Origin of the sequence: Flavobacterium frigidimaris, assembly GCF_002217275.1 — a bacterium.
Classification (GTDB): Bacteria; Bacteroidota; Bacteroidia; order Flavobacteriales; family Flavobacteriaceae; genus Flavobacterium; species Flavobacterium aquidurense.
Genome location: NZ_MUGV01000038.1, coordinates 35,260 through 47,079, shown reverse-complemented (window position 1 = coordinate 47,079; position 11,820 = coordinate 35,260). Strand labels below are relative to the sequence as shown.

The window sequence follows — 11,820 nt, the reverse complement described above, 5'->3', positions numbered from 1 at the left end:
AGAATTATTTTCATTGTTTTTTGTTAACAAAGCCGAAAAAACCTACACGTTTTCAGTTTCGGTTTAATAAATTGTAAAATTTAAGTTCATTTTAACAAATACACATAAAATATAGGGGGGTAAATTCAAAAATTAACAAAAATTAAACATTAGACTCTATTTTTGATAGGGGTGTCGAATGATTTTATATTTTTATAAAAAATTTAAAACTAAATAACTATGCGAAAAATTATTTTAAGTGTGATTCTTATCACTATTTTGGTACTGACTTTTGTATCAAATTTCATCTTATCAGACAACCCAATTCCAGCAGAAGCTGTAAAGTTTGATACCGGAGATACAGCTTGGATGATCGTAGCAACTGCATTTGTATTGCTAATGACACCAGGTTTAGGATTTTTCTACGGAGGTATGGTAGGTAAGAAAAACGTTATCAGTACTATGCTACAAAGTTTTATGGCAATGGTAATTGTTACTATTTTATGGGTTGTTGTTGCTTTTGGTTTAGCATTTGGTCCTACTATTGGAGGAATCATTGGAAATCCACTTCCAAATTTATTTTTTCAGGGTGTTGGTACAAATACTGCCTGGAGTCTTGCTCCTACAATTCCATTTATGTTATTCGCATTATTTCAAGCAAAATTTGCCATCATTACACCAGCGTTAATTACAGGTGCTTTTGCAGAGCGTGTACGTTTCTGGGCTTATTTATTATTCATGGTTTTATTCATCCTGATTATATATGCACCGTTGGCACATATGACTTGGCATCCTGATGGTGTTTTCTTCAAAATGGGAGTATTAGACTTTGCTGGAGGAACTGTAGTACACATGAGTGCTGGTTGGGCTGCATTAGCTGGTGCAATCTTCTTAGGAAAAAGAAAAATTCAAAAAGTTAACCCGGCAAGAATTACTTATGTATTACTAGGAACAGGTTTATTATGGTTTGGATGGTTTGGTTTCAACGCAGGTTCTGCTTTAGGATCAAATGGTTTAGCTGTACAAGCTTTAGGAACTACAACTGTAGCTGCTGCTGCTGCTGCAATGGCATGGGTTTTCCTTGACAAAATATTAGGACACAAATTATCTGCACTTGGAGCTTGTATTGGAGCTGTTGTAGGTCTTGTTGCTATTACTCCTGCTGCTGGTTTCGTAAGCATTCCTCACGGGATTTTCATTGGAGCTTTTGCTGCTATCGTAAGTAACCTGGTAGTAAGTAAATTCCCTAAAGGAAAAATCGATGACGCTTTAGATGTTTTTGCGTGTCACGGTGTTGGTGGTATGGTAGGTATGTTATTAACAGGAGTTTTTGCTTCAAAAGCAATTAACCCGGTTGTTGGTGACAATCAAGGTTTGATTTTCGGAACTCCAACTTTGTTTATCAACCAATTAATTGCTTTAGTAGGAGTTTCTATCTTTGCTTTCGTTGGTTCTTACATATTATTCTTCGTTGTAAATAAAATTACTCCTCTAAGAGTTACTGAAGAGAAAGAAGAATTAGGATTAGATATCTCTCAACACGGAGAATACCTATAAGAATTAATTCCCGATTTGCCCAATCATAAAAAAGCACTCTAGGTTTTACTTAGAGTGCTTTTTGTTTTGAATTAATTTCCCCTTTATTATGTTTTGATTTTAGATTGTAGATTTTAGATTTTTAAACACCTTATTCTATACTTTCTATTCTATATTCTATACTTTCTATTCTATACTCTATATTCTATATTCTATATTCTATATTCTATATTCTATTTTCTTGTCTCTTATCTCTTATCTCTTATCTCTCAAAAAACTACTTAAAATTCGAAATCCCAGTTTTCAACCAAGTCAGATATTCCTCAACATCTACATAACTAATAGTGGGTTTTGAACTGTTTAAATTCTTTCCTTCCAGATCAGTGATAACATATAAAGGTTGTGTATTTGTTTTGTATTTTGAAATCATAAAGTCCGTCCATTTATCACCAACCGTTTCAATTTTATCTCCTTTTGTAGTAACAAATTGCTCTTCTTTTGGCAATTCTCGTTTGTCATCTACATAAAGAGAGATCAAAACAACTTCATTTTTTAAGATAGGCAAAACTCTTTCGTCAGACCAAACATTGTTTTCCATCTTTCTACAGTTTACGCATGCATACCCTGTAAAATCTAACATTATAGGTTTATTGATTGATTTCGCATACGCTAATCCATCTTCATAATCGTTAAAAACCATAATACCGTGTGGTCCTAATTCAGCGCCTTCAGGTAAACCTTCTATTTCGCCGGTATTGACATTTGAACTTGCCGAACCTCCAAATCCAAGAGGACTTTCGCTATAGGTTTGTGGAGGTGGAAACGCACTGATTAATTTCAAGGGCGCTCCCCAAAGTCCTGGAATTAAATATATCGTAAAAGTCAGCACTAATAATCCGAATGATAATCTTCCAACCGAAATATGATTAGTTGGACTATCGTGTGGCAATGTAATTTTTCCGAAAAGATACAATGCTAAAGTTCCAAAGATTGCAATCCAGATCGCTAAGAAAACTTCTCTTTCTAATAAATGCAACTGTAAAACCAAGTCTGCATTTGATAAAAATTTGAAAGCCAAAGCCAATTCTAAAAATCCTAAAACCACTTTTACTGTATTCAGCCAACCACCTGATTTTGGTAATGAATTTAACCAGCCCGGGAACATAGCAAACAACATAAATGGCAATGCCATAGCCGATGAAAATCCTAACATTCCTATTACTGGCGCAATTCCACCGTTTGAAGCGGCATCCACTAATAATGTTCCAACAATTGGACCTGTACAAGAAAAAGATACAATTGCCAAAGCCAAAGCCATGAACAATATTCCAACTATTCCGCCTCTGTCTGCTTGTTGATCTGCTTTGTTCGCCCATGAATTTGGCAGCATAATTTCGAATGCTCCCAAAAAGGATACAGCAAATACAATCAATAAAATAAAGAATATCAAATTAAACCAAACATCCGTAGACAAAGCATTTAATGCATCAGCTCCAAATATTTTAGTCACTACTAATCCTAATATTACATAAATGGCAATAATTGAAAATCCGTAAATCACAGCATTTCGAATTCCTTTAGCTCTGCTTTTACTTTGTTTGGTAAAGAAACTTACCGTCATTGGGATCATTGGAAAAACACAAGGTGTTAGCAACGCAGCAAATCCGGATATAAAAGCAATAAAAAAGATCGACCATAAGCTTCTTGTTGGAGCTGAAACGGGAAGTTCTTCCTGCGCAGAAATTCCTTTCGGAGCAATATGAACATCTGCTTTAGCAGTATCGATAGCAACTGATTCTACTGTATCAATTGCAATTCCTGTTACTTTTGTTTCATCTTTTTTCACTTCAGAAACAGTTGCAACAGCTTCCATTTTGAAAGAGGCCGGAATTGCGATAGAGAATTTTTTACTGGAATTGATACAAACCTCTTTACAAACCTGAAAGTCAAAATCGACATCAACCGTTTTTAAATCCGGATTTGTAATCGTAATTTCCTGTTCGACATGCGCTTTCCCTTCAAAGAAAGTTTCATTTACACCAAAGACATCATTAAAAGCCGTTTTGGTTTTTCCTTCTTTGGCCTTGCCAACCAAATTATAATTTCCTTTTTGATTTTTAAACACAATTTCCAACGGAAGCGGTCCTCCGTCTGGCGTGAATTGCGAATACATATGCCAGTCTTTTTCAATAGTTCCATCAAAAATTAAAACAGCATTTGTACCTGATTTTTTTTCAATTTTAGCCGTCCATTTTACCGGTTCTAAAATCTGAGCGTTAACTTTTGCAAAAGCAAAAATGAAAAATAACAAAAAAACGATGGTTGTATTCCAGATACTTTTTGAAGTTATCGTTTGATAGGATTGAGTAAAGTTCATTATTGTAGTTCTATTTTAAGTATTTTATTTGTGGTATTTTCTATTTTAAAACGTTCGTCCTGCCTGATTCCGATAACCCATACAATCTGATTATCTGAACACAAAATCCACGTTTTTTCTTTTTCGATCAGTGATAATTTTTCATCTTTAAAAAGTTTACTGACTTTTTTAGATTTTCCATTCATTCCAAACGGATGAAAAACATCGCCTTCATTCCATTTACGTAAAACCAAGGGAAACTGGATTTTTTCGGCGTCAACAAAGATAGCTTTATTTGAATCTAATGTAATGTCGTCTACCTGACAAAGCCTCAATTTTAAGGGAAAATTAACGTCTTGATCTTCTTTATTTATGTAATATTCGTCCTTTTCATCTTCTTCTGAAAGCGGACTTAAAATCAAGGTATTTCTATTTTTTAGCAATCTAAATTCCTCAGAAAACACTTGTTTTCCAGATTGTCCATCCACTAAATCATAAATATCATTCCACGCCAGAAAGCCAAATTCGTTCAGCCATTGGTACAGATAGGATTTATAATTAGGTAATTTTTGAAGCTGATATAAATCAAAATGAATAGCAGCTCCCACTTCTTTCGCTACCTGCTGATAAATCATAATCGAAGCATCTTCAACCATTTCTTTCGATTCCTGTAAATACGATTGTGTCTTCTGGAAAGCATTCAAAAAGTTAGGATTGATTTGTTTAAGCATCGGAACTAAATCATGACGTATTTTATTTCGAAGATATTTATTAGATGCATTACTGCTGTCTTCTCGCCATTCGATATTATTTTCTTCAGCATAGTTCAGAATTTCATCTCTTGAAAATGGCAAAAGCGGACGGATAATTTTATCATTTTGTTCCGGAATTCCTGTTAAACCATCCAAACCGGTTCCGCGCGTTAAATTGATAATAAACGTTTCGAGATTGTCATCGGCATGATGCGCTGTTAGAATATAATCGAATTTTTCAGTTTCCAAAAGCTCATAAAACCAACTGTAACGTAGCTCGCGTGCTGCAACCTGAGTGGATAGTTTATAATCTTTTGCAAAAGCTTGGGTATCAAATTGGGTAGTAAATACAGGGATTTCATTTTGATCGCAATAGTTTTGAATAAAACTCTGATCCCCAAAACTTTCTAATCCGCGTAGTTGAAAATTACAATGCAAAACGGCAATTTCAAAAGGTAATTGCTGCAGCAAATGCAGTAACACCATACTGTCCAAACCTCCGCTAACCGCCAGAAATAGTTTTTTATCTTCCAGAAATGGAAACCTCGAAATGATGTGATTTTGAAATTTTAAAAACATTTGATAAATGTAAAGAATTAAATTCGATCAATTTTTAAATGAAATGTTAAGCATGTGTTTTTTCTGCCACGAATTCACGAATTATTTTTTCATGCAGATTTAGCTGATTGGCCTGGATTTTTTTGCCACAGATTAAAAGATTTACACCGATTTTTTAGTCATTTTAGTCCCTTAATCTGGGGCTATTCTTTTTTGCTGCGAATTTCACTAATTTTTACTAATTGTTTCACGCAGATTTAAAAGGATTTCAGCAGATTTACGCAAATTTATTTTACTAAAAATCTATTAAATCTGTTTCAATCTGCAGTATCAGCGTGAAACAAAATCATTTTAATCCTTTAATCTGTGGCTATATTTTTTCTTACCACAAATTTCACAAATTTTCACTAATTATTTCACGCAAATTTATTTTACTAAAAATCTATTAAATCTGCTTCAATCTGCAGAATCAGCGTGAAACAAAATCATTTTAATCCTTTAATCTGTGGCTATATTTTTTTTGCCACGAATTTCATTAATTTTCACTAATTATTTCACCCAAATCTATTTTACTAAAAATCTATTTAAATCTGCTTCAATCTGCAGAATCAGCGTGAAACAAAATCATTTTAATCCTTTAATTCTGTGGCTATATTTTTTCTTACCACAAATTTCACAAATTTTCACTAATTACTATATGTTTTATTATGCAGTTTACTAATAAAAATTTGCGAGAATTTGTGAAATATGTGGTTAACTTTTTTAATTTTTTACTGCAAAACCTCATGCATTGCCTTAGCCTTCAACAAACACTCTTCATATTCTTTTTCAGGGTCCGATTGCGCTGTGATCGCGCTTCCTACTGAAAAGGAGACGTATTGATTTTCCTGATTATACAGAATACTTCTGATTACAACATTAAAATCAAAATCACCGTCGGGAGTAAAGTAACCTACTGCTCCGCTATACAAACCACGTTTTGTTTCTTCGAGATTTTCAATAATATTCATTACAGAAATCTTCGGAGCTCCCGTCATACTTCCCATTGGGAAAGTCGTTTTCAAAACATCAACCGGAGCATATTGAGCATCTAGTTTTGAACTTATGGTTGAAATCATTTGATGCACCTGCAAAAACGAATAAATCTTGCAAAGCTCCACTACCTCAACTGAACCTCTTTGTGCTGTGTGCGACAAATCATTTCTGACTAAGTCGGTAATCATGATATTCTCTGCTCTTTCTTTAGAATCTGATTCTAAGAATTGTTTTGATTTTTCATCTTCAATCGGATCTAAAAATCGTTTTGAAGTTCCTTTTATCGGTTGTGAAACAATAGTTTCTCCCTCTTTTTTCAAATAACGTTCCGGAGAAGCAGAAAGCAGATATTGTTTGCAATTTTTAAAGAAAACCGAAAACGGCGCTTTTGAAATTTCATTTAATTTTAAAAATTTGTCCAAGGGATTTATAACCGCATTTTCAGCGTAAAATTCCATACAAAAATTAGCTTCGTACATATCGCCAATGTGAATATGTTCGAGCATTTTATTTACTTTTTCAATATAAAATTCTTTTGAAATTCGCTGTTCAATTTCCAAAGATTCCAGACTTTTTACTTCTAACTTTTCACTTCTAACTATCTCTTCAAAATCCTCCTCAACCTCATCATCACAAAGTAATAAATACCGAATTTCAAGCTCATTTCCTTTCAATAAAAATATTTTTTTTGGTTGAAAGAAAAACAAATCCGGAAAATTCAATCCATCAAAATTAGCCGATTTCAACTCTTCGACATCGTTTTTTAAATCGTAGGTCAAATAACCAAAAAGCCAGTCTTTAGTCGTTTGCTGATATTGTTTTAAATCGTCAAAAGCGTTTTGAAAATCCGTTTTTAAAGAGGTGAAAGCATCTACAGCCATCATGCAATCAAAACTTGAATAGTCTTGCGTATGCGAATTGCTGTCCAAAAAAACAACTTCACGAAATTGCTGTGACCATGTTAGAAGTTGCTGTTTAAACTGCTCTGGGTTTGAAATGGATTTATGAATGGAAACTCTCAAAAAAGTATAAATTTTAGACTCCAAAATTACGACAAAAAAAATCCTTCAATAAAGTAATCCCAAAAAATTATTGGCACACTTTTTAGTATATCGAATTAGTGCTAATTATTAAAACTTTTCTTGCCATTTGATTAAAAAATTACTTTCTAAAAAATGCCACAGATTGTACAGGTTAACACAGATAAAAAATCTCTAAAATCATTTCATCTGTGGCAAAAAAACAAAACTAACCTGAAAGACAGGCGAGTCTATTTATTAATCAAATTTTATAACCTTTATGAAAACAATTGCACAATTAGGTTTGACTACCTTGGTGATTATCGCATTACTATTTTCTTGTAAAAAAGCAGATTACGCTTCTGAGGAAGCTGCCGATTACAAAACTACAGCAGACAGCACGGCTGTTTCCTCATCTGCCGCAGTGCAGCCCAAAAACAGCAAACAGAAATTTATTCGAACCGCTGATATTAAATTCAAGGTTAAAAATGTCGTCAAATCTACTTATGCAATTGAAAATGCCGTAGCAAAATTTGGAGGTTTTGTTACGTACACTAATCTGCAAAGCAATATTCACGATCAGATTAAAACAAAAATCAGTCAGGACAGCACCTTGGAAACTACTAAGTTTTCAGTAGAAAATAATATTACCATTCGCGTTCCCAACACCCAGCTTGATACTGTAATTAAAAGCATCGCAAAGCAAATTGATTTTCTGGATTTCAGAGTGATCAAAGCAGATGATGTTTCGTTGAAATTATTAGCCAATCAGTTTTCACAAAAAAGAAGTGCCACAAATGAAAAAAGAATTGAAAAAGCAATAGACGCGAAAGGCAAAAAAATAAATGATATTATAGAAGCCGAAAATACTTTGGCCAGTCAAAAAGAAGGTAATGATAGTAAAGTCATCGAAAATTTATCTATGCAGGATCAAATTAACTTTAGCACCGTTACCTTACAACTTTATCAAAACGAAACGATTAAACAAGAAATAACAGCCGGAGAAAAAGATGCTGCGTATTACAAACCCAATTTAGGAATTCAAATTATCGATTCCTTAAAAACGGGTTGGTATATCCTGCAAGGAATTTTGGTTTTCTTACTTAACCTTTGGCCTTTTATTTTAATTAGTTTCGGCGGATTTTTCCTCTATAAAAAATACAGCAAGAAATAAGAAAAGTGTTAATAAAATAGCAATATCATAATAAAAAAAGCGTTATATTTGATATAGCATTCAATTAATCCTAAAATAGGGTTGTATTGATTGTGAATTCCTCAATAAAAAGAGACTAAATATTAAATTTCATTTTTATTAGGACAGAAAACGTATACGATTTCCAGCTAAATAAATATATTTTTTAACCTTTTAAAAATTTTAAGTATTATGAAAATTGCTACTATTATTGTCCGTGTTTTAATTGGTCTTTTGCTACTTTTTGCATCGATCAGTTATTTTTTCCATCTCATGCCAGAACCAGAAACAACCGGTAATTTTAAAGCCTTTAATGTTGGTTTAATGGCTGCAACGTATTTAATGCCTTTGGCAAAATCAATAGAATTGCTTTGCGGAATTGCATTTGTAACAGGACGTTATGTAACATTAGCTAATATTTTGATCTTACCTATAACGGTAAACATTTTGTTTATCAATTATTTCTTAGCTCCGGAAGGCTTGCCTATTGCAGCCGTACTTTTCCTGGCCAACTTATTTTTGATTTACAGGTATTGGGATAATTATAAAAGCGTTTTCACTGCATAAAAAATTTAACCTTAGAACTTTAAAATAACAAACCCGGCAAATTAAAAACCTGCCGGGTTTGCTTTTTATTGTCGGATAAACCATAAATGTTGTAAAAAAACAAGAATGTATTTAGTAATTATTTTTTACCACAGAGATCACTAAGACTTTTTATCTTTTGATGCCGTTGAAAACACAGAGTACAAAAAGCTAAACCAATACAAATATTTAAACTTCAGCTTTTTATAAAAATAAAGAATGAAATTTAATATTTCCTGTGGTACTATTTTTTATTTCAACATAGGATTGTTTAACCGCAATGTTAGCAAAGGATTAACAGAATGCCCGCAAAGATTAATTACATACAGCTTTGCAAACTTATTAAAGATCCTACACACAGCAGAAAAAAAACTTTGCGTGCTTTGCAGTAATTTTTTTTTGCTGCTCCACAGGTTTTCATGTTGATGCTAATTGGCTTTATTATGCTCGACCCAAACGAGGTCTGAGACATTATAACCAATTTCCTGTGCTTTTATAAGATAGTCTGCTTTTATACTTTCAGGAATTGTAGTTTCTCTTGAAAGTATCCACATGTATTTTAAATTTTCTCCTGCTACGAGTGCATATTTATAATCCGGATCAACCGCAATTACATTATATCCGGCATAAAAAGGACCAAAAAATGAGACCTTTAGCATTCCAACATTATCCTTTTTGACAAACTTGGCTTTCCCGATGCTTTCCTCCCACTTGTCTTTTTTGACATTATAGCCCCTGTTATCCACTTTAATCGTGCCATCATCCTTAAGCGAATATTCGGCCGTTACGTTATTTAAATTTTTCTCCCATTTATAATCTAATCTTGCAATTTCAAACCATTTTCCAAGATACTTTGCTTTGTCAAAATTAGTGACAGCAACAGCTTTTTTCGGAATCTTTGAACCACTACAGGAATAAAGCATAAATGCAATTCCCGCTCCAAGAAGTACTGGAGCTATATATCTATTTTTCATAATGTTATCTTTTTATAGAAGTAAAGATAGCATCAGAATTATACATCTAATTTACAAAATTATTTTTGAATTTTATATTTTCTAAACCAGAAATTTACAGCAAAAGAAAAACCCATCAATCCCGAGGCTACGGGACTGATGGGTTTTAAAGTATGCTTTTACGTAGCTTATACGTGTAATGCTCTATTATCAGTAGCGGCTAATGCTGCTTCTTTTACCGCTTCCGCGAAAGTGGGATGTGCGTGGCTCATTCTTGAAATATCTTCAGCAGAAGCTTTGAATTCCATTGCAGTAACCGCTTCAGCAATTAAATCAGCTGTACGTGCTCCAATCATGTGAACTCCTAAAACCTCATCTGTTTTAGCATCAGCAATGATTTTTACAAATCCGTCTAAATCTCCACTTGCTCTTGCACGACCTAAAGCTTTGAAAGGAAAACTACCTACTTTGTATTCTGTTCCTGAAGCTTTAACCTGCTCTTCAGTTTGTCCAACTGCAGCAACTTCTGGCCAGGTGTAAACTACACCAGGAATTAAGTTATAATCGATATGTGGCTTTTGACCTGCTAAGATTTCAGCAACCATAGTTCCTTCTTCTTCCGCTTTGTGCGCTAACATTGCTCCACGAACAACATCACCAATGGCGTAAATATTTGGAACATTAGTTTGTAAATGATCGTTTACTTCAACTTGTCCTCTGTCTGAAATTTTTACTCCTGCTTTGTCAGCGTTTAATCCGTCTGTGTAAGGACGACGACCAACAGAAACTAATGAATAATCTCCTTCAAGAGTGATGGTTTCTCCTTTTGCATTTTCAGCCTGAACAACAACAGCATCACCGTTTCTTTCAACTGATTTTACTTTGTGAGAAACGTAAAATTTCATTCCTTGTTTTTTTAATACTTTAGTCAATTCTTTAGACAAAGACGCATCCATTCCAGGAATGATTCTGTCCATGAATTCTACTACAGAAACCTGAGCTCCTAAACGCAGGTAAACTTGTCCAAGCTCGATTCCGATAACACCACCACCAATAATTACCAAGTGCTTTGGAACTTCTTTTAAAGCCAAAGCTTCAGTAGAAGTGATGATTCTTTCTTTGTCAATTTTGATGAAAGGCAAAGAAGATGGTTTTGAACCTGTAGCGATTACAGTATATTTTGCTTCGATAGTTTCAGAAGTTCCGTCTGCTTTTGCAACTGCAATGTGTGTTGCGTCTACGAAAGAACCTAAACCATTGAAAACAGTGATTTTATTTTTATCCATTAAGTAGTTGATTCCACCTACGGTTTGATCTACAACTGCTTGTTTGCGCGCGATCATTTTCTCTAAATTGATTTTCACATCACCAGAAACTTCGATTCCGTGATCTGCGAAATGAGCAATTTCTGCATAATGATGAGAAGAAGCAAGCAATGCTTTTGAAGGAATACAACCTACGTTAAGGCAAGTTCCGCCCAAAGAGCTATACTTTTCTACAATAGCTGTTTTGAAACCTAATTGTGCGCAACGAATTGCTGATACATATCCGCCAGGACCTGAACCTATAATGACTACGTCAAATGAACTCATAGTTTGTCTATTTTATTTTTAGCGATACAAAATTAAGGAATAAAGTTTTGTTTAAAGTTTAAATTTCAATGTTTTTTGTGTGAAATTTGAGGTGAAGGGTTTCTGCCACGAAGGCACTAAGACGCAAAGTTTTTTTTATGTTGTGGGTTTTACTGCAAAGGTCTCGAAGCTTTATTTTTTTAATCTCGAAATCCCGATAGCTATCGGAGAAGAGTCGCAAAGTCTGGGAAAAAATTGAATAGCGTCCAGCTTTAGCTGGATGG

Annotated in this window: 8 protein-coding genes; 3 read left to right on the top strand and 5 right to left on the bottom strand. The window is 33.8% G+C overall.

The window, feature by feature from the left end:
* The first annotated feature begins 219 nt into the window (after positions 1-219).
* Positions 220-1,536, top strand: a complete 1,317-nt coding sequence (locus B0A65_RS19275) for an ammonium transporter (protein WP_074656316.1) — start codon at positions 220-222, stop codon at positions 1,534-1,536.
* Between the two features lie 256 nt (positions 1,537-1,792).
* Here the strand turns inward: B0A65_RS19275 and B0A65_RS19270 are convergent, their stop codons facing one another.
* From B0A65_RS19270 to B0A65_RS19260, 3 genes are all read right to left on the bottom strand, one after another.
* Positions 1,793-3,892: a protein-disulfide reductase DsbD family protein gene (locus tag B0A65_RS19270; RefSeq protein WP_074656313.1), complete on the bottom strand. Its 2,100-nt coding sequence runs from the start codon at positions 3,890-3,892 to the stop codon at positions 1,793-1,795.
* Positions 3,892-5,202, bottom strand: a complete 1,311-nt coding sequence (tilS, locus tag B0A65_RS19265; RefSeq protein WP_074656310.1) for a tRNA lysidine(34) synthetase TilS — start codon at positions 5,200-5,202, stop codon at positions 3,892-3,894. Before tilS ends, B0A65_RS19270 begins: the two co-directional genes overlap by 1 nt.
* Before the next feature lie 749 nt (positions 5,203-5,951).
* Positions 5,952-7,238, bottom strand: coding sequence for an anthranilate synthase component I family protein (locus B0A65_RS19260; RefSeq protein WP_074658245.1), 1,287 nt, complete (start codon positions 7,236-7,238; stop codon positions 5,952-5,954).
* A 277-nt stretch (positions 7,239-7,515) separates the two neighbouring features.
* On the opposite strand from B0A65_RS19260, the gene B0A65_RS19255 reads away from it, so the two are divergent.
* Together B0A65_RS19255 and B0A65_RS19250 are read left to right on the top strand one after the other, a co-directional pair.
* Positions 7,516-8,409, top strand: coding sequence for a DUF4349 domain-containing protein (locus tag B0A65_RS19255; protein ID WP_074656307.1), 894 nt, complete (start codon positions 7,516-7,518; stop codon positions 8,407-8,409).
* A 210-nt stretch (positions 8,410-8,619) separates the two neighbouring features.
* The gene (locus B0A65_RS19250) at positions 8,620-8,994 is read left to right on the top strand and encodes a DoxX family membrane protein (protein WP_074656305.1); all 375 of its coding nucleotides are present in this window, start codon (positions 8,620-8,622) and stop codon (positions 8,992-8,994) included.
* A 446-nt stretch (positions 8,995-9,440) separates the two neighbouring features.
* On the opposite strand, the gene B0A65_RS19245 is transcribed toward B0A65_RS19250, so the two are convergent.
* On the bottom strand, positions 9,441-9,986 hold the full coding sequence (locus tag B0A65_RS19245) for a lipocalin family protein (protein ID WP_074656303.1): 546 nt from the start codon (positions 9,984-9,986) through the stop codon (positions 9,441-9,443).
* Between the two features lie 167 nt (positions 9,987-10,153).
* The gene (gene lpdA / locus B0A65_RS19240; RefSeq protein ID WP_074656300.1) at positions 10,154-11,557 is read right to left on the bottom strand and encodes a dihydrolipoyl dehydrogenase; all 1,404 of its coding nucleotides are present in this window, start codon (positions 11,555-11,557) and stop codon (positions 10,154-10,156) included.
* Positions 11,558-11,820: the final 263 nt, after the last annotated feature.

What these genes read in the sequence shown, in the direction of transcription:
- B0A65_RS19275 (WP_074656316.1), top strand. Translation starts at nt 220, where the DNA reads ATGCGAAAAATTATTTTAAGTGTGATTCTTATCACTATTTTGGTACTG.
- B0A65_RS19270 (WP_074656313.1), bottom strand. Translation starts at nt 3,892, where the DNA reads ATGAACTTTACTCAATCCTATCAAACGATAACTTCAAAAAGTATCTGG.
- tilS (WP_074656310.1), bottom strand. Translation starts at nt 5,202, where the DNA reads ATGTTTTTAAAATTTCAAAATCACATCATTTCGAGGTTTCCATTTCTG.
- B0A65_RS19255 (WP_074656307.1), top strand. Translation starts at nt 7,516, where the DNA reads ATGAAAACAATTGCACAATTAGGTTTGACTACCTTGGTGATTATCGCA.
- B0A65_RS19250 (WP_074656305.1), top strand. Translation starts at nt 8,620, where the DNA reads ATGAAAATTGCTACTATTATTGTCCGTGTTTTAATTGGTCTTTTGCTA.
- B0A65_RS19245 (WP_074656303.1), bottom strand. Translation starts at nt 9,986, where the DNA reads ATGAAAAATAGATATATAGCTCCAGTACTTCTTGGAGCGGGAATTGCA.
- lpdA (WP_074656300.1), bottom strand. Translation starts at nt 11,557, where the DNA reads ATGAGTTCATTTGACGTAGTCATTATAGGTTCAGGTCCTGGCGGATAT.